We start from the raw sequence: 18454 nt of genomic DNA on the forward strand, positions 1-18454 counted from the left end.
CGCTTCAGCCGATCTCCAGTTCCGTGACCTTCCAGAGGCCGCGCCGCAGCTCGATCCTCAGGGCGATGGCGCGGCCTCTGGCTTCCGTTCGGCCTGCAGGTCCTGCAGTGCCTCCGGACTGTTCGAACGCGACCACGCAGGCCTCATACTTGCCTTCAGCGACGGGGCAGATCCGGAACGATCGGATGCAGACCCCGCGCCGGGCCCGGTCCCCGGTTCCGGCAGCCGCGCGTCGGCGGTCCTCCGCAGCGCGGCGCCGCAGCGTCATGGAGGTGCGCAGCTGCATCCGCTCGTAGTTTTCGGGGCCCAGCCAGCGCGCCATCTGCTGGAGCGGGCGGGTGCCGGCGAGCACTTCCAGGGCTGCCTGTGCGACGCTGCGGGCGATGACGGATACGCGTTCGTCGTCGTCCGGGTCGCTCCTCCAGTTCCCGTTTCCGGCGGCGCCGTCCCCGCCGGGGACCGGGGGTTCCGGCGCAGGCGCCGGCGCGGGATACGGCGGCAGCAGCTGCAGGGGAGGCAGGGCCGCCGCACCCGCCGGTACCGCCTCGGAGAGCGCCGGAGGCAGGGGGCGGGGAGCACCGCTGGCCTGGGCCAGTTGCTGCCTGTCTCCGGGCTGGGGAAGGGTGATGACGATGGCCATGGGATTCCCGGTCCTTTCCTGGGGGCGCTGCGGCTTGGTCAGCTGCCGGTCGGTTGCGGTCGAAGATGCGCGGCCGGCACCCGTGGAGTGGGGCCGGAGCGGCGAAGCAGGTCTGCAGTCCGTTCCTCAGGGCCCGGGGTCCGGCGGTGGAACGGTGAGCAGCTGGCCCGGCAGCAGCAGGTCCGGGTCCGGCCCGATGACATGCCGGTTGAGGTCGTACCAGCGGGGCCACTGGCGGGCGATTTCGACGTCGGTGGCCAGCGGCCCCAGCTGATCCGCCGCGAGGGTCCACAGACTGTCCCCGGACCGGACCGCCACCGTGCCGGTCTCGCCGGTTTCGCCGGTGCCGGACCCGGGACGGGCCAGCAGGCCCGGCGAGTCGACCGGGCGGCCGGGCTGCCACAGCAGAGTGGGCGGCTCCTGCACAGGGTTGACGCTCGCCTCGTCGGGGCCTTGCCCGTCCCGGCGGTCGAGGCCCGCGGTTGCCGGCGCAGCGGCCGAGGAGACCGCGGGCGCAGGCAGGGCAGCCGAAGGGGCCGCCCCGGCAAGCAGCTGTACGCCGACGACGCCGGCGGCCAGCCGGCGCAGGAAGGCGGGGCTGAACCGGGATGCTGTGTAGGCACCCGCGGTCCGGCCGGCGCGCATCAGAAGGGCGCCCAGGAGCCCGAGCGCGAAGCCCGCAGCCAGCCAGGTCAGCAGGCCCAGTCCCACGGCGGCGGCCGCGGTGCCTGCCAGGGCCTCCAGTGAGCCCGGAGAGCCGCTCCGCAGCGCCGCACCGGCGGCAGGGGCAAGGAACCGGCCGGCCAGGAAGAGCAGCGTGCCCAGGGCGGCGAGGGCTGCGGCGAGCGCCGGGTCCGCGGGGCGGATGCCCGGGCCGGGCGGGGGAGTGTGCCGTCCCATGACGCTCCTCTGGTCAGTGATCCGAGCCGGTTCGTGGCCGAACCCGGGGTGGGCAGTTCCATACGGTGCGTGTGTTGCCGTTTGATGTCGTTTGATGTGCTTTGGTGGGTGTCTACAGGGGCAGGCCGGGTCCGTCTAGGGTGGTGGGCCGGGTATGTGGAAGATAGCCTTGCCCGATGCGCTGGAGTGCCTTGTTTGCGGACCTGGAATCACAGCTGGCGGCTGCCGGGCAGGCGGGCATCGAAGCGGAGGCAGCTGAGCGGACCCGCAATGAATACGCTGACCTCAACCTCGTCGGGCGGCTTGGCGGCCAGCTGGGCAGGACCCTGGACGTCCGGGCCGCCGGCGTCGGTTTCTCAGGGGTCCTGCGGCACATCGGCCGCGGCTGGATCCTGCTGGAGGAGGAGGCGGGGCAGGCCCTGATCAGTCTTGCGTGCGTGGGCTGGATCGGCGGCCTGGACCGATACGCGCTGAGCGGTGGAGCCCGCCGCGCGGAGCTCGGCCTGGGCTCCGCCCTGCGGGGCTTGTCCCGGGAGCGGGCCGAGGTCGCCGTCCACCTCGACGGTGCGGCGGATGCAGGCCAGGTTCTTCGCGGCCGGCTCGAACGGGTCGGCGGGGACTTCTTCGAACTGTCCACCGCCGGAGGCGACGGGCGCCGGAGCGGACTGGTGGTCCGCATGGCCGCCGTGGCGGCGGTCCGGGCGCGCTAAGCCGCCGCCCGGTCAGGCATCTTGGCCGGCGGCCTCCCGGACCGGAGCGCCGGAACGGCGGTATGCCTGCTCTATGAACTCCTCCAGCTTGCTCGATTCCACCCGCCACTGGCCCCTGCCGCCGATTTGGATGGCGGGCAGCTCTCCGGACCGGACGAGGGCATAGGTCTGGGAGGACGAGATATTCAGGATCTCGCCGACATCGGCGAGTGTGAGAAACCGCTTTTCCGCCACCATGGTGCCTTTCCCTTTGCGGCCCGGGCATGCCTCCGGCCGGGCGCCGGGGGCCCGAAGGGCCGCGGCCGCCAGGGTCCGCTTCGCAGACCCAGTCTGGCACCCCCGGTCCGCCGTCGGGCGTTATCCACAGAAAACGATGCAGGTGTTTCTACCGTTTCCATCCCGGCCGCCGTGCCGCACAATGACCCCGTCGTGGGGTCCAGCGCCCCGGGCGTGTCTCGCAGGCCGCACCGGCCGGCGCCGGGTGCGGACCACGCAGGAGGGAAACAGGGGGAACCATGAGTGTGCAGACAGCAGCGCCCGCGGCCGGAACGTCCAGGCTGCAGAAGCCCTCGTGGAAGGACCCGAGGCTGCTGCTGGGGCTGCTGCTGGTCTGCGCGAGCGTCGCAGGGGTGACCGCCCTGGTGGAGGCCGCCGACAACACCGTGGAGGTCTATGCGGCGGGATCGGACCTGCCGGCGGGAAGCCCGGTACGGGCAGAGGACCTCCGTGCCGTCCCGGTGCGGCTGGGCGACCTCCAGCAGCACTACCTACCCGTCACCGAGGGGGTGCCTCAGGACGCGGTGGCCGGCGTGCTGCTGCGCGAAGGCGAACTGGTGTCCCGGGCCTCGCTCGGAAAAGCGCAGGCACTGGACCGCAAGCCGGTGGGGCTGACCGTTACCGACCCCCTTCCGGCCGGCCTCGGACCGGGCTCGCGGGTGGATGTCTGGGCATCGGCGCCGGATGGGCGCAACGGTTACCTGGCGCCGGAGCAGCTGCTCGTCGCGGCGGAGGTCTTCGAAACCGAAGCGGACGCCGGCATGCTGGGCGCCGGCGGAGAGACCCGCCTCCTCGTGCTTGTGGAGGACAGCCGCATGGCCCGGCTGCTGGGGGCCATGGCGAACCAGGCCAGGCTGACCGTCGTCATGAACCCCGCAGGCAGCTGATGAGCATCCCCGTCCTCACCGCCGGCGGCGGAGCGGCCGCGCCCGTCGCCGACCTGGTACGCCTGGACGGATCGCTGTCGCTGATCCGCCACTGCGAGGAACTTCCCGAGCTGATCGCCGCCTGCCAGGCGGGCCTGGCCCGGGCCGCCGTGATCACCGACGACGGGGCCGACCTGACCGCGGCCCTTGCCGAGCGGGTGGCTGCGTCCGGCGTCGCGCTCGTGGTTCTGGCCGACACGCCGGCGGCCCAGCGGCGGCTTGACGCCCTCGGGGTGCGGCATGTTTCCGCTGCCGCAGGTGCCGCCGCGCTCGCCGCTGCGGTACAGGCGGCGGTCAGCGAGACCGTTGCCCACCCCGGGCGCTCGCTGTCCGACCCGGCGGCGGCCTTCGGCGGGCCCGGCTCGGGACCGCAGGCGCCGGCGGCGGCGGCCGACGAACCGGAGCAGCGCCCGGCCAGGACGACGGCGGTGTGGGGGCCGGCCGGGGCGCCGGGCCGGACCACCGTGGCCGTGAACCTCGCTGCGGAAGCGGCCGCGGCAGGCGCGCGGGTGCTGCTGATTGACGCCGACACCTACGGCGGCAGCATCGCGGTGCATCTGGGCCTGCTGGACGAAGCGGCGGGAACCGCCCAGGGCTGCCGGCTTGCCGACCAGGGGATGCTCGACGCCGAGGCGCTGCAGCGCATCGCCGCGGAGGTGGTCCTTGGACGGACCGGGCGGCTGCTCGTGCTCACCGGAATACCGCGCGCCGACCGCTGGACCGAGGTGCGCCCGGCGGCCCTGGCCGCGCTGCTGGCCAGGGCCCGGAGCATGGTGGACGAAGTGGTCGTCGACGTCGGGTTCTCCCTTGAGGCCGACGAAGAGGCCAGCTTCGACATGATGGCCCCCCGCCGCAACGGCGCGACGCTGCGGGTCCTGGAACTGGCCGACAGGGTCATTGCCGTCGGCGCGGCGGACTCCGTCGGGGTGCCCCGGCTGGTGCGCGGACTGGAGGACCTTGCCGAGGCCGTGCCCACCGCGGCGCCGCTCATCGTCCTGAACAAGGTCCGGGCCGCCGCCGTCGGGCGCTCGCCCGAAGCCCAGCTCCGCCGGACGTGGGAACGCTTCGCGCCCGGGAACATCCACGCTTTCCTGCCCTGGGATCAGGCCGCCGCCGACGCCGCGCTGCTCGCCGGGTCTACGCTGCTTGAAGCTGCCCCAAGCTCGCAGCTGCGCACTGCGGTGGCGTCGCTGGCGGGCGCCGCCGCCGGATCGCGCAGCCGGTTCCGACGGCGTTCGGCGGCAAAGTGAAGTTTTGATCACGGCGGGCTAGGCTCTGTGGGAGCGGTCCGCAACGGAGCGGGCCGGACGAAAGACAATCGCGGAGGCTGTTTACATGTCGACTGGGTCCCACACCACGGATCTCACCAGTTCGGACGCATCAGGGAACGAATTCATCGGGCATTACTACGAGCATCTTGCCCGCGAAGACGCCGAGGGTTATCCGCCCAGGGCGCTGGAGGAAAGAGCACTTCGCCACCGCGAGCTGGCCGCAGTCCGTCCCGAGGCAACCGCCTGCGTGGACATCTGGGACCAGGGCGGGGCCAGCATCGTCATGATCGTCACCGACGACATGCCTTTCCTGGTGGATTCGGTCACCGCGGAGCTGGTCCGGCGCAACGCCGCCATCCAGCTGGTGGTCCATCCCACCTTCCTGACCTCGCGGGACCGGGAGAGCGGACGCCTCGAAGCCGTCCGCCGGGTTCCGGCGGCCACCGCCGTCTCGAGCGGGGACACCGCTGCCCTGCCGAACATCGCCGGCCTGCTCGGAGGCGTCGGCGAGGCCGCGCGGATCGAGTCCTGGATCGCCGTCGAGGTGGCCCAGCTCAGCGACGACGCCCGCGCCGAACTCCTGGACGGACTGCAGAAGGTGCTGAACGACGTCCGGGCCGCCGTGGGGGACTGGAGCGCCATGCGTGCCAAGGTCCACGAGGTGGCGGCGTCCCTGAAGACCGTCGCGGATCCCCACGGCATCGAGGACCTGCAGCAGGCGCAGGAACTGCTGGCCTGGCTCGACAACGGCAATTTCACCTTCCTCGGTTACCGCGAATACGACCTGGTCGACATTGACGGACAGGACGCCCTGCGGCCGGCGTCCGGGACCGGGCTGGGCCTGCTGCGGCGGGCGCAGTCGGACAAGCGGGTCCAGGAACTGACCGAAGCGGGCCGGGCCAAGGCCCGCGAGCGCCGCGCCCTGGTCATCACCAAGGCCAACTCCCGGTCCACCGTCCACCGAGCCGCCTACCTCGACTACATCGGCATCAAGCGCTTCGACGCCCAGGGCAACGTCAACGGCGAGCGCCGCTTCATCGGCCTCTTCGCCACCGGCGCCTACACCGGCTCGGTGCGCAACGTGCCGATCGTGCGGGACAAGGTCCGTGCCGTCATGGCCCGCTGCGGCTTCCCGGCGGATTCCCACTCGGGCAAGGACATGCTCTCCATCCTGGAGACCTATCCGCGTGACGAGCTGTTCCAGATCGACGTCGACACGCTGCTGGAAACGGCCCGCGGCATCCTGCGCCTGCAGGAACGCCGCCGCACCCGGCTGTTCCTGCGCCCCGACGTCTACGGACGGTTCATGTCGGCCCTGGTGTTCCTGCCGCGGGACCGCTACAACACCGGCGTCCGGCTGCGCATCCAGGACGAGCTGAAGTCCACCTTCAACGCCGAGGCGATCGAATTCGAGGCGCGGCTGACCGAATCCGCGCTTGCCCGGCTGTTCTTCCGGATCCGGCTGCCCCGCGGCTCCGAAGTTCCGCAGGTCGACGCCGCGGCGCTGGAGCGCCGCCTGGTGGTCGCCGCCCGTTCGTGGGCCGAAGGCATCGAGGAGGTGCTGGCGGCCCACCATGAACCCCAGGAGGCCGCACGGCTCGCCGCCCAGTGGGCCGAAGCCTTCCCGATGAGCTACCGGGTGGCGTACACGGTCGAGGACGCGCTGGAGGACCTGGGCCGGCTGGAGGCCCGTGCGGCCGGCGACGGGCCGGAACTGTCCGTCTACGTGCCCGAGCCCGGTGAGGACGGCGCGCCCGGCGCCGATGCCCGCGTCAAGCTGTATCTGCTGGAGCCGCGGTCGCTGACCAGGATCCTGCCGTTCCTGGAGCACCTGGGACTGGAGGTGCTGGACGAGCGGCCCTTTGAGATCGAGCGGGCGGACGGCACCCGTTTCTTCCTCTCCGATCTGGGCCTGGCCTATCCTGCCGGCATCGATCCGCGGGCCACCGGCAGCCTGCTGGCCGAGGCCTTCGCGGCCGGGCTGCAGGGCCGCAGCGAGTCGGACTCGTTTGACCGGCTCATCCTGCGGGTGGGCATGCCGTGGCGGCAGGTGGTGATCCTGCGCAGCTACGCCAAGTACATGCGCCAGATGGGCGCCACCAACTCCTACGGCTTCACCGCCGACACACTGCTGGCCAATCCGGACGTCGCCCGCGGCCTGGTGGCCCTGTTCGATGCGCACTTCAATCCCGACCTCGCCGAGGCCGACCGCCCCGAACATGTGGAACGGGTCCGCGCCGAGCTGGACGCCGCCCTGGAACAGGTGCCCACCCTCGACGCCGACCGGGTGCTGCGCACGTTCCGGAACCTGATCGAGGCGACCCTGCGCACCAACTTCTACCAGGACCGCGATTACGTCTCTTTCAAGCTCAATACCACCGCGATCGACGCCGCGCCCTTCCCCCGGCCCAAGTACGAGATCTGGGTCTACTCCCCGCGGGTCGAGGGCGTGCACCTGCGGTTCGGCGAAGTCGCCCGCGGGGGCCTGCGCTGGTCGGACCGCAGGGAGGACTTCCGCACCGAGATCCTGGGCCTGGTGAAGGCGCAGACGGTGAAGAACGCCGTGATCGTCCCGACCGGCGCCAAGGGCGGTTTCTACGCCAAGGCGCTGCCGGACCCGGCGGAGGACCGTGCAGCCTGGATGGAGGAGGGCAAGGCCAGCTACCGCACCTTCATCCGCGGCCTGCTCGACATCACCGACAACCTGGTCGTGACGGACGACGGCGGCGAGGCAGTCGTGGTGCCGGACCGGGTTGTCCGGCGCGACGGCGACGACAGCTACCTGGTGGTCGCCGCGGACAAGGGCACGGCGTCGTTCTCCGACATCGCCAACGGGCTGGCAGCCGAGTACGGCTTCTGGCTCGGTGACGCCTTCGCCTCCGGCGGCTCGGTCGGCTACGACCACAAGGCCATGGGCATCACCGCCCGCGGCGCCTGGGAATCGGTGAAGAAGCACTTCAGCGAACTCGGCGTCGACACCCAGGCCGAGGACTTCACCGTCGTCGGCGTGGGCGACATGAGCGGCGACGTGTTCGGCAACGGCATGCTGCTCTCCGAACACATCCGCCTGCTCGCGGCGTTCGACCACCGGCACATCTTCCTGGACCCGGATCCCGACGCCGCGGCCTCCTACGCTGAACGACGCCGGCTGTTCGAGCTGCCCCGTTCATCCTGGGCCGACTACGACTCGTCCCTGATCAGCGAGGGCGGAGGCGTGTACCCGCGCACCGCCAAGAGCATCCCGGTCTCCCCGCAGGTGCGCCGCGCCCTGGGCCTGCCCGAGGGCACCACCCGGCTCAGCCCGCCGGAAATGCTCCGGGCGATCCTGACCGCCGACGCCGACCTGCTCTACAACGGCGGCATCGGCACCTACGTCAAGGCCTCCACCGAGTCCCATGCCGACGTCGGAGACAAGGCCAACGACGCGATCCGCGTGGACGGACGAGACCTGCGGGTCAAGGTGGTCGGTGAGGGCGGAAACCTGGGCATGACCCAGCGCGGGCGCATTGAAGCCGCGCAGGCCGGCGTCATCCTCAACACCGACGCCATCGACAACTCCGCCGGTGTGGACTGCTCCGACCATGAGGTCAACATCAAGATCTTCGTGGACCGCATGGTCGCTGCCGGACGGCTTGATCCCGCCGAACGCGCCGGGTTCCTGCACTCGATGACCGACGAAGTGGCCCGCCTGGTCCTGCAGGACAACATCGACCAGAACATGCTGCTGCTCAACGACCGCCAGCGCGTGGTGGAGTGGGCGCCCAGCCTGGGCCGGCTGATGGCCTGGCTCGAGGAGAAGGCGGACCTCGACCGCAGCCTGGAGGCGCTGCCCACCGACGAGGAGCTGCAGGAGCGGCTCTCACGCGGCCAGGGCCTGACCTCCCCGGAGCTGGCCGTGCTGGCGGCCTACGCCAAGATCGAGCTGACCCGGGCTCTGACCGCCTCGGACCTCGCCGACGATCCGTGGTTCACGTCAGCGCTGCGCCGGTACTTCCCGCGGCAGCTGGTGGAACGCTTCGGCGACCAGCTCGATACGCATCCGCTGCGCCGGGAAATCATCGCCACCATGGTGGCCAACGACATGATCAACATCGGCGGCATCACCTTCGCCTTCCGGGTCATGGAGGAGACCTCCGCCGAGGAATCGGTGATCGCCCGGGCCTTCGTGGCGCTGCGGGAGATCTACGAACTCGACGAAGTGCTCGATGCGCTGGCCGCCCTCCCGCCGGGTTTCCCCACCGAAACCTGGTCCCGCATCCACCTGGACATGCGCCGGCTGCTGGACCGTTCGGTCCGCTGGTTCGTGAACCACGTCAGCCGGGGCACCTCGATCACCGAGGACATCCAGGCTTTCAAGCCGCTCATCGATCCGCTGCGCGCCAACCTGGCGGACTACCTGCACGGGCATGACCTGGAGCGGGTGCAGCAGGCCCGCAAGCAGGCCGGGGAATGGGACCTGCCAGAGGGGCTGGCCCGGTACTGGGCGGAGCAGTTCGAGAGCTTCAGCCTGCTGGACATCGCCCTCGCGAGTCGACAGGTCGATGCGCCGGTGGGGGAGCTTGCCGCCCTCTACTACGCCGTGTACGACCGCTACGGCGTCGACGACCTGCTGGAGCGCATCACCAAGCTGCCCCGGGGCGACCGGTGGCAGGCCTTGGCCCGGGCGGCGCTGCGCGACGATCTGTACTCCACCGTCGCGGACATCACCGTGGCGGCGCTCGAGGCCAGCCGGGACGGCGGGTTCACTGACCCGGGCGAACGGCTCGCGGCGTGGGAGGAGCGCAACGCCGACCGGCTGCAGCGGGCCATCCGGATGTTCGAAGAGGTCAACAGCCTCGAACGCGACGACATGGCCTCCCTGTCGGTGGCCCTTCGCCTGCTGCGCTCGATCGTGCGGCGGTAGCCGGTGGCGATCTTTACCGATCCGATCAAGGACCACGCGGACTTCGGTCCCGGAGACGCCGAGTGGCTGCACCTGCTGGTCGGGGACTGGCAGCTGGTCGCAGACCTGGCGTTCGCGGACCTGGCCCTGTGGTTCCCGCTGCCGGACGGCAGCTACGTGGCGCTGGCCCATGCCCGGCCGTCGACCTCGCACACGGTGTTCCACAGCGACTTCGTGGGCGAGCGGATCCGGTCGGACCTGCAGCCGCTGGTGGACAAGGCCTGGCGCAGCCAGACCATCGAGCGCTCCAGCGAGACCAGCTGGACCGCCGACACGGCCATGCGGGTGGAGGCGGTGCCGTTCGTCCGGAACGGACGGACGCTCGCCGTCGTCACCTCCCACATGGACCTGTCCAGTTCGCGCATGCCGTCCCGGCTGGAGCTGACCTACCGGCAGTGTGCCTACGACCTGCTGCGGATGGGCACGCTCGGGCTGTGGCCGGACTTCGCCACCCCCACCGGCTCGCGCCGCGGCGCGCCGCGGGTGGGCGACGGGCTGATCCGGCTCGACGTCGACGGTGTGGTCCAGTACGCCAGCCCTAACGGCGTCTCGGCCTTCCGCCGGCTCGGTGAGGTCGAATCTCTGGAGGGCCGGCCGCTTGCCGAAATCACCACGGCCCTGCTCAAGGACCGCCGCATGGTGGACGAGACGCTGCCCTTGGTGGTGACCGGCCGGATGCCCTGGCGCACCGAGATCGAGTCGCGCGGCGTCAGCCTGTCCCTGCGGGCCATCCCGCTGCGCAACGAGAAGGAGCGGTTCGGCGCGCTGGTGCTGTGCCGGGATGTCTCCGAGCTGCGTCGGCGGGAGATGGAACTGGTGTCCAAGGATGCCACCATCCGGGAGATCCACCATCGGGTGAAGAACAACCTGCAGACGGTTGCGGCGCTGCTTCGCATGCAGTCGCGGCGGATGGAGAGCGAGGAGGGCCGGCAGGGCCTGGCCCAGGCCATGCGGCGGGTCTCGACCATCGCCCTGGTCCATGAAACCCTCTCGCAGGGGCTGACCCAGAACGTGGACTTCGACGAACTCATCGACCGGCAGTTCCGGCTGGCGGCCGAAGTGGCTTCGCCGGGCCAGGAGGTGCGGACCGAGCGCGAAGGCAGCTTCGGCAACCTCCCCAGCGAGCTGGCGACTCCGCTGGCGCTGGTCATCAACGAACTGGTGACCAACGCCGTCGAACACGGACTTGCCGGACGGCGGAACGGGACGGTGAGGCTGAGTGCGCACCGTGACCAGGCCGGCAGCGGCCGGGACCGGCTTACCGTCACCATTTCCGACGACGGTGCGGGGCTGCCGCCGGAGCCGCGGCGCGAGGGCCTGGGCCTGCAGATCGTCCGGACCCTGGTGCAGAGCGAGCTGGACGGCACCATCGAGTGGCTCGGCCGGCGCGGCGGCGGCACCGAAGTCCGGATTGAAATGCTCATCGATCCCACCGGCCAGCGGCACTGACCCACGCAAATGCCAACGGGCAAACGCCAACGGCACGGACCGCTGCGCGCAGCGGTCCGTGCCGTTGATGCTTTATCGGGCCGGGGCCCGCAGGTCTGTGGTGCGTATCAGGACGCGCGCCGGGCGCGGGCTGCGCGACGCTTCAGCGCGCGGCGCTCATCTTCGCTCATGCCGCCCCAGACACCGGCGTCCTGTCCGGTTTCAATCGCCCACTGCAGGCAGGTGTCGATCACGGGGCAACGGCGGCAGACGCTCTTGGCTTCCTCAATCTGAAGAAGGGCCGGACCGGTGTTGCCCACGGGGAAGAACAGCTCGGGATCCTTGTCCAGGCATGCTGCACGGCTCCGCCAATCCATGGGTATCACTTTCTCCTCTGAAAAGTTGGCTCCTAGTGTTTGTGAAAACATTCACGAGCAACTGCAAATTAAAGGGGCCGGTTGCGGCCCCTTCCCCTCTTCAAGACTGTCACGTAACAAGAACGCAAACAAGAGGTAATGAGGCGTTAATCAGCCCCTGGGCATGAGGGATGCATCACAGCGGTCAACTTGTAAGCCTCCTGACTGTCGATGCATTCCGACTATCTCCGGTAGTGTGCGAATGTGTCAAGACCCGAAGAAGCCCCCGCGGCGCGGCGGCCTGCCGCAGTCCTGTTCGTCAGCGCGGTGCTGGTGCTTGAAGCGCTGGCCCTCCTCGCGGCCGCCGGCTGGTACATCCACAACCTGCTGACCAGTGCTCCGCTGTCCATGGGCGGAGCCATTTTCACCACCGTGCTGCTGACGGCGGCCGGTATCTGGCTGCTGGCCGTAGGCCACTTTTTCTTCCGCGGCTACCGCTGGACCCGCGCCGCCGCCCTGGCCTGGCAGCTGTTCATGGTGGTCCTGGCGGTCACGGTGCTCCAGGCCGGCCTGCTCCTGCCGGGGCTGCTGATGCTGCTGCCCGCAGCCGCAGTGATGCTGCTCGTTTTCAGCACGCCCGTGCTGAACTACACGGTCCGCCGCGGCGGGGACACCAAGGCGCCCTAGCGCCGGTCCCGCTTCAGGCAATGCGGGCCCGGTCCGCCCTCCGGCGGGATGGCACCGGAGAGCCGGGCAGCGCGAACTGCGCCTGCACCGCGGCCGAGGGGGTGATCAGCCACCCCCGGCCGGGCCGGGGCTCCGGGGAGGCATCGGGGCGAAACCCGAAGAGATCCTGCTCCAGCGCGCCGGTTCCCGCCAGCAGCGCACCCAGCGGCCGGGCCCGGACGGCGGCGGCCGGCGGAACCCGTGTGGGCAGTCCCGGTCCCGGCGCGGCGGACAGGACCACCCGTGCCCCCGCTGCGAGGAGCGCCGACACCTGCTGCAGGCGCGCGGGAGGAAGCCTGTCGGCGTCGTCGGCAATGATCAGCACCTCCCGCCCCGCCTCGGCTGCCGACGCCGCTGCGGTGAGCGGCTCCGCGGCATCCGCCACGTGGCAGCCGGACAGCTGCCCGACCGAGACCCGCATGTGCTCCAGCAGGCTGCTGCGTCCGGTGCCTGCGCGACCCAGGACCAGGAAGGCATCTCCGGCACGCAGCCGGACCACCGCCGGTTCCAGCTCGTCGCCGGCGACGCCCACCGGCACATACAAGGTCCCGTCGCTCCCGCGGCCGGCGTCCGGAAGGGACGTGGCCGCCACCCTGCGGGGCAGCGGGTCAACGCGCGCCGGCCGTGCCGAATTCTGCGGCAGCGGAGGGGGAGCAGGGAGCGGAGAATCTTCATCCGTCACGGCCAGCTGGGCCACGGCGCCGTCCGGATCCCGTCCCGTGCCCGGCCGCGCCCGGCCCGGCCCGGAGGCCGGACGGTCCGGAAACCCGGCGGCCAGTGGAGCCTGTGCGCGCCGCACCACCGGTCCCAGGCAGTAGGCCCGCCCGGGAAGCGGGTCGGTTCCGGGCATGGGCGGCCAGGACAGCAGGGTCTCCGGCCCGGCGCCGGCGGGTAGGAAGAACCTGTTCGGCAGGAAGCCGAAGAAACGTGAGGAGGGCAGCTCGCGGCCGCCGGCAACGGCGAGGACCGTTTGACCCGAGCGGGTTCCGCGGGCAAGATCCGCCAGCAGCTCTTCCGCGTCGGCCCCGCGCAGTCCGCGCAGGGGGGACAGCCAGGCGCCCCAGCCCGAAATCAGGAGCGTGGCATCCAGCCCGGCCAGCCGGTGCAGCACCCGGACCGCACGTGCCGGATCGTCCGGGCGTACCCAGGCGCCCACCTGTGGCGCCTGCGCGGCCCAGGCGAGGGACCCGTCGCCGTCCAGCAGGTAGGCAGGCCGGCCCGGGAACGCGTGCAGGTGCCCCGCCAGCAGCGCGGCCAGAGCCTCGTCGGCTCCGCTGCCGGGCAGCCCGAGCATGGCCACGTGTCCGTCGCCCGGACGCCAGCGCAGTTCAGCCCTCGCCTGCAGGCGGGGAAGGTCAAGTACGCCCAGGGCCACCTGGCCCGGCTCAGCTGCCACGACGGCGGGACAGCGCTCCGGAAGCGGATCGGCGACCGGACGGCGGGCAGGTGGCAGGGAGAGCGCCGCCGCCGCCGACGCCGCGGCCGCCACCAGCTGGTCACCGGCGGGAGCCGTGTCCCGGGGCGCCGGCGGCCTGCTGCCGGCCAGGTATTCCGCAAAGGTCGCAACGGAGGACGGCGGGTCCTGCGGCAGCGCGAAACATCCCGCCTGGAAGAGCTCGGGTGGGGAGGCCCCCCGCCGCAGGTACCCCCGCCCCGGTGCCGAAGCCGGTATGCCGGCCGCGGCCGGCGTGCCGAGGACATCCCGGGATTCCGCCTCGGACTGGACGCGCAGGCAGACCGCGGCGGAGACGTTGGCCCTGATCTCCGCGGAGACGGCGCCCTGGGGGCGCTGGGTCGCCAGGACCAGGTGAAGCCCCAGGGACCGGCCGAGGGAAGCGATCCGCATCAGTTCGCCGAGGGCGTCCGGGACCTCCTCGCTGAGCACGCGGAACTCGTCCACTACCACGACCAGCCGCGGCAGCTCGCGGTCGTGCCCGGCCGCGTTGAAGGCAGGCAGGTCAGGGCAGCCGGCCGCTGCAAAGAGGGCTTCGCGGCGTCGCAGCTCCGCTTGGAGGGAGACGAGGGTACGGGTGGCGTTGCCTACCCCCAGGCTCGTGAGGAACCCGACGGTATGGGGCAGGCCAGCCAGCGGGGCCAGGCCCGCGCCGCCCTTGAAATCGACGAGCAGGAAATTCACCCGGGCGGGGGAGGAATGTGCCGCCAGCCCTGTGATGAGGGCGCGCAGCAGGTCGGACTTGCCGGCCCCGGTGGTTCCCGCCACCAGCAGGTGCGGGCCGTCGTGGACCAGATCGAGGTCCACCGGCCCGTGTTCACCTACGCCCAGGCGTACGGGCAGGCCGTCCGGCGGTGCGGCCCACGCCTCCTCGAGGGCCGCCTGGTCCGTACGGTACAGGCTGCCGAGCGGCACCGCCCCGGGCAGGGCGGCCGAGGCCCTGCCGCCGGCGCGGCTGCCGCGGGCGGCGAGGGCCCGGCAGGCCCGGTCGAAGGCAGTGGCCCCCAGTCCGTCGGCCCGCAGGGACAGCCACTGCCGGCCGTCACGGAAGCGCGCGCCGTCAGCGCCCAGCTCGACCCTGGCCCCCTGCACCTCCGGCCGACAATCCAGCACGCAGGCGTCCGCGGCCACGGGTCCGGGCAGTCCTGCCGCGTCGGGAGGGCACTCCGGCCCCAGGATCAGCACCTGGGGTGCCGTCGTGTCCGGGACGGGGGCTGTGTCCCGCGACGCTGCCGGGCTGCTTCCGGAACGGGACGGGGGCAGCCGGACCCCCGGGAGGAACCGTGCCGAGGTCGCCGTCTCCGCAGGCAGGCCGAGCGCTGTGACCGCAGCCGGAACGGGGCCGGCCGCCAGCTGGAGCAAGATGCTGCGCAGCAACGCAGTGACTTCGCCTCGGGCACCGCGGACGCCCACGCGGCCGGGAGCAAGGTCCAGGACGACGGGGGCATCAGCGACCAGCTGTACCGGTGGCTCCGGCGGGGCAGGGGACAGCGCAACCCGCGCCGGCTGGGCGCCGCGGCCGATCCGCACCCGCGGACCGGGGGACGGCAGGCCCGGTGCCGGGCGGGCGGCGTCGGGCCGGAGCGCTCCGCCGGGTGGGGGACGGCCCCCGGGCAGCTCGGCCCGGGCGGCTTCGGCGAGGCAGCGCAGCACCAGGGCGCCCGGCCCGGGCCAGGCCTGCTGCCGGCGGCGCAGGTCCCGGGCCGCCGCGTCCTGCAGCAGGCGTCGGGTACGCCTCCGCTTGAGCCGGCCGTGGACAATTCCCACGACCGCGGTCACAGCAGAAAGGGCGCTGAACACCAGAAAGAGCCAGCTGCCCGTTACCGAGGCCAGGACGACGCCCGCCGCCAGGGCCAGCGTGGCTCCGACCAGAACCATGGGCCCGGCACCGTTGCCGGAGAAGGGAACCGTGAGGGGCGTCTCGGCGTCATCCGCAGCGGCCGGTTCGGGAAGGTCGGCGGAGGACAGCAGCCGCAGCACGGAATCACCCGCATTAAGAGCGGTTCCGGAGGCCAGCAGGCGGGCGTGCGGACCGACGGGCCCGGCGGCGGAGCGGGGCGCGCTGACCCGGACGCTGTCCGTGGCCACGGACAGCTCCGCATGCTCACGGGACACAGCCGGGTCGGCCACCGTCAGCCGGCGGAACCCCGACGGCGCCCGACCGATGCGGTAGCGTCCCCGCACCAGCGGCCACAGATCGCCGGCGGCCGGGCCCTCTTCGACGACCAGGAACAGCGGGGGCAGCTCAGGCCAACGGCGGACCGGTACCGGTTCCGCAGTCCGGTGCCGGTACGGGGAGCCGACGATCACCGAACCGGAGACCAGCGGCGGGCGCCCTGGCCGAAGCTCCTCGAGGGGGAGGCCGCCCACGGTGAAGCGTCCCTTTCCCCAGCGCCGTGCCAGGGCGGCGGCCACCTCGGCTCCGGAACCTGAGCCGTTGATCACGATGTCCCGCGGACCCGGCAGGCTCCGAGGGCCGCCGTCAGGGCGGGGCGGCCACCCGGGAGCGCAGACCAGCGTCGCGTGGATTTCCATGCTCCTCCTCGTCAGCGGCCCGCTTTCCGTCAGGAACAAGGTAGGTGCAGCCCGTGCCGGGGAACAGATGCCCGAGCCTCCTGTGGACATCGGACGCCACCGGCCGGATCAGGGCGGGTGCCCGGCCGCAGGTAGACTTCAAACGGGGAAGAACGCGTTCCCGTCGAAAGGTCTCCGTGTCACAGCAACAAACGCAGGCCCTGCCGCAGTCTGAATCCGCGGCAGGAGCCATCTCGGGCACCCGCTTCCGTCCGGAAGTCCAGGGCCTGCGCGCCCTCGCGGTCCTGATGGTCGTGACCTACCACATCTGGTTCAACCGGGTGTCCGGCGGCGTCGACATCTTCCTGCTGATTTCGGCCTTCCTGCTCAGCCTGTCCTTCATGCGCAAGGTGGAGGCGGGGCGGCCCCTGGAACTGGGGCGGCACTGGCTGCACCGGTTCAAGCGGCTCCTGCCCGCCGTCGTCGTGGTCCTTCTGGGCACTCTCGCCGCAACCGCGTTGGTGGTCCCGCGCTACCGGTGGACCGAGATCCTCAGCCAGGCCTGGTCGTCCCTCCTCTACTACCAGAACTGGGCCCTCGCCGAGCTCAGCGTGGACTACTACGCATCGGACAACAGCGCAGCGAGCCCCCTGCAGCACTTCTGGTCCCTGTCGGTCCAGGGCCAGGTGTTTATCCTGTGGCCGCTGCTCTTCGCCGCGGCCGCGCTGCTGGCGAAATACGGCCACATACCGTTCCGGCGGGTGGTGCTGGTGCTGTTCGGCTCGGTGTTCGTGGCTTCGCTGGCCTTCTCGGTCGCGGAGACCTATTCGAACCAGTCCTACGCGTACTTTGATACGCGCACCCGGCTCTGGGAGTTCGCTTTCGGCACGCTGCTGGCCCTGGCCCTGCCGTTCCTGAAGCTCCCGCGGAGCGTGCGGATCGCGGCGGGGTGGCTCGGCCTCGCAGCGATGCTCTCGTGCGGCTTCCTGATCGATGTGCAGGGCGCGTTCCCCGGCTTCGTGGCGCTCTGGCCCCTGCTGGCCGCCGCTCTCGTCATCGCTGCCGGCCAGACCGGCAGCCGCTTCGGAGCGGACCGCCTGCTGTCCTGGCAGCCCCTGATCCGGCTCGGCGACATCTCCTACGCGCTGTACCTGTGGCACTGGCCGATTCTCGTGATCTACCTCATCTGGCGCGGCCGGACGGAGGTGGGCCTGGTCGGCGGCAGCGCCATCATCGCACTGTCCCTCCTGCTGGCCTGGCTGACCACCAAGCTCGTGGAAAACCCGCTCCGCGCCAGCCGCTGGCTCGAGTCGAGCCGGCGCCGGTCCGCCCTGGTCATCGCCGTCTGCGTCGCGCTGGTCACCGGGCCGGTCGCCCTGTGGCAGGAGGGCCTGCGGCTGCAGGCGGAGCGGCTGGCCGCGGAGGCGGACCGCAACAACCCCGGCGCCGCCGCCCTGCTGCCCGGATATGAGGACGTAGCAGACGAAGCTGCGCCCCTGTTGCCGCTTCCTGGAGAGGCTACTTGGGGAGGTGCTTCTATGAAGACACCTTCCTGCGAGGGACTGGCCGACGGGCCTGCAGACGCTCTGCTGGCCGATCAATGCAGCTCTTCGCTGCCCGAAGGGGACTACGACCGGACTATATTGGTCGTCGGCAGTTCGCACGCCGAACACTGGCTGCCGGCAGTTAACGCCATGGCCGATCGCAACAACTATCGGGTCATCAGCATTTTGTTGTCCGGATGCACTTTCAGCGGCGAGGAGCATCCGCATCAGAGTGAGGACTGCAACCGTTTCAACACTGAGGCACTCGCCTATGCCCTGGAGCTAAGCCCGGACGCACTATTCACGGTAGCCACTTACTCCTTTGCGGACGACCCTCGCGATGTGGTCGTTGATGGCCTCGCTCGGACGGCTGACGTACTGCGTGATAGCGGTATCGACCTGATAGGTGTGCGTGATACTCCACGGTTCACCTTCGAGCCAAGTGTCTGTGCGTACGAAGCTGGACCAGATGCGCCTGAGTGCACACAGACACAGCAGGAGACTTTGGTCGCTGCGTCCCCTGCCGGGGTTGCTGACATTCAGATGGGTTATGTTGACATGAGCGATCTCCTCTGTCCGGGAGGAAGATGCCCTCCGGCGATCGGGAATGTTCTTATCTATCTCGACGACGATCACCTCACTGCTGAGTATGTGCGGACCATGACCCCGGAGTTTGAACGTCGCTTCAAGGATGAGATCCATTGGTAGCAAGCAGGCACCAGGGGCATCGGAGGATGTCCGATAACCTTGACAGTCGGTAGGTACTGG

General features: G+C 71.0%; 12 protein-coding genes. 7 read left to right on the top strand and 5 right to left on the bottom strand.

The window, feature by feature from the left end; genetic code table 11:
* Positions 1-4: 4 nt before the first annotated feature.
* Positions 5-640 (bottom strand): Rv3235 family protein, encoded by a 636-nt coding sequence (locus tag AC5RUW_RS15350; protein WP_494161483.1) that lies wholly within the window; start codon positions 638-640, stop codon positions 5-7.
* A gap of 126 nt (positions 641-766) precedes the next feature.
* Positions 767-1540 (bottom strand): LysM peptidoglycan-binding domain-containing protein, encoded by a 774-nt coding sequence (locus AC5RUW_RS15355; RefSeq protein WP_494161484.1) that lies wholly within the window; start codon positions 1538-1540, stop codon positions 767-769.
* Positions 1541-1716: 176 nt separating this feature from the next.
* Here AC5RUW_RS15355 and AC5RUW_RS15360 point away from each other — a divergent pair, with 176 nt between their 5' ends.
* Positions 1717-2250 (top strand): hypothetical protein, encoded by a 534-nt coding sequence (locus AC5RUW_RS15360; protein WP_494161485.1) that lies wholly within the window; start codon positions 1717-1719, stop codon positions 2248-2250.
* A gap of 12 nt (positions 2251-2262) precedes the next feature.
* On the opposite strand, the gene AC5RUW_RS15365 is transcribed toward AC5RUW_RS15360, so the two are convergent.
* Positions 2263-2487, bottom strand: coding sequence for a helix-turn-helix domain-containing protein (locus AC5RUW_RS15365; protein ID WP_494161486.1), 225 nt, complete (start codon positions 2485-2487; stop codon positions 2263-2265).
* A 278-nt stretch (positions 2488-2765) separates the two neighbouring features.
* Here AC5RUW_RS15365 and AC5RUW_RS15370 point away from each other — a divergent pair, with 278 nt between their 5' ends.
* The 4 genes from AC5RUW_RS15370 to AC5RUW_RS15385 all read left to right on the top strand — a co-directional run bounded on the left by AC5RUW_RS15370 (position 2766) and on the right by AC5RUW_RS15385 (position 11114).
* Entirely contained in the window at positions 2766-3413 is a 648-nt protein-coding gene (locus tag AC5RUW_RS15370) for a CpaB family protein (RefSeq protein ID WP_494161487.1), read from the top strand.
* Positions 3413-4702, top strand: coding sequence for a nucleotide-binding protein (locus AC5RUW_RS15375; protein ID WP_494161488.1), 1290 nt, complete (start codon positions 3413-3415; stop codon positions 4700-4702). Before AC5RUW_RS15370 ends, AC5RUW_RS15375 begins: the two co-directional genes overlap by 1 nt.
* An 85-nt stretch (positions 4703-4787) precedes the next feature.
* Complete coding sequence (locus AC5RUW_RS15380; RefSeq protein WP_494161489.1) at positions 4788-9626, top strand: NAD-glutamate dehydrogenase; 4839 nt, start codon at positions 4788-4790, stop codon at positions 9624-9626.
* Between the two features lie 3 nt (positions 9627-9629).
* Positions 9630-11114 (top strand): sensor histidine kinase, encoded by a 1485-nt coding sequence (locus AC5RUW_RS15385; protein ID WP_494161490.1) that lies wholly within the window; start codon positions 9630-9632, stop codon positions 11112-11114.
* 107 nt (positions 11115-11221) lie between these two features.
* Here AC5RUW_RS15385 and AC5RUW_RS15390 read toward each other — a convergent pair whose 3' ends face one another.
* A complete protein-coding gene (locus AC5RUW_RS15390) occupies positions 11222-11470 on the bottom strand; it encodes a WhiB family transcriptional regulator (RefSeq protein ID WP_055239553.1) in 249 nt (82 codons plus the stop codon).
* Positions 11471-11713: 243 nt separating this feature from the next.
* On the opposite strand from AC5RUW_RS15390, the gene AC5RUW_RS15395 reads away from it, so the two are divergent.
* Complete coding sequence (locus AC5RUW_RS15395) at positions 11714-12136, top strand: hypothetical protein (protein ID WP_494161491.1); 423 nt, start codon at positions 11714-11716, stop codon at positions 12134-12136.
* A 13-nt stretch (positions 12137-12149) separates the two neighbouring features.
* Here AC5RUW_RS15395 and AC5RUW_RS15400 read toward each other — a convergent pair whose 3' ends face one another.
* The gene (locus AC5RUW_RS15400) at positions 12150-16163 is read right to left on the bottom strand and encodes an FtsK/SpoIIIE domain-containing protein (protein ID WP_494161492.1); all 4014 of its coding nucleotides are present in this window, start codon (positions 16161-16163) and stop codon (positions 12150-12152) included.
* Positions 16164-16339: 176 nt separating this feature from the next.
* Between AC5RUW_RS15400 and AC5RUW_RS15405 the strand changes: the two genes are divergently transcribed.
* On the top strand, positions 16340-18394 hold the full coding sequence (locus tag AC5RUW_RS15405; protein ID WP_494161493.1) for an SGNH hydrolase domain-containing protein: 2055 nt from the start codon (positions 16340-16342) through the stop codon (positions 18392-18394).
* Positions 18395-18454 lie beyond the last annotated feature (60 nt).

This window comes from Arthrobacter sp. Y3222053, from assembly GCF_059092805.1.

Coding starts and splice junctions, on each gene's coding strand:
- AC5RUW_RS15390 (WP_055239553.1), bottom strand. CDS start 11,470: ATGGATTGGCGGAGCCGTGCAGCATGCCTGGACAAGGATCCCGAGCTG.
- AC5RUW_RS15360 (WP_494161485.1), top strand. CDS start 1,717: ATGCGCTGGAGTGCCTTGTTTGCGGACCTGGAATCACAGCTGGCGGCT.
- AC5RUW_RS15380 (WP_494161489.1), top strand. CDS start 4,788: ATGTCGACTGGGTCCCACACCACGGATCTCACCAGTTCGGACGCATCA.
- AC5RUW_RS15400 (WP_494161492.1), bottom strand. CDS start 16,163: ATGGAAATCCACGCGACGCTGGTCTGCGCTCCCGGGTGGCCGCCCCGC.
- AC5RUW_RS15370 (WP_494161487.1), top strand. CDS start 2,766: ATGAGTGTGCAGACAGCAGCGCCCGCGGCCGGAACGTCCAGGCTGCAG.
- AC5RUW_RS15375 (WP_494161488.1), top strand. CDS start 3,413: ATGAGCATCCCCGTCCTCACCGCCGGCGGCGGAGCGGCCGCGCCCGTC.
- AC5RUW_RS15350 (WP_494161483.1), bottom strand. CDS start 640: ATGGCCATCGTCATCACCCTTCCCCAGCCCGGAGACAGGCAGCAACTG.
- AC5RUW_RS15365 (WP_494161486.1), bottom strand. CDS start 2,487: ATGGTGGCGGAAAAGCGGTTTCTCACACTCGCCGATGTCGGCGAGATC.
- AC5RUW_RS15355 (WP_494161484.1), bottom strand. CDS start 1,540: ATGGGACGGCACACTCCCCCGCCCGGCCCGGGCATCCGCCCCGCGGAC.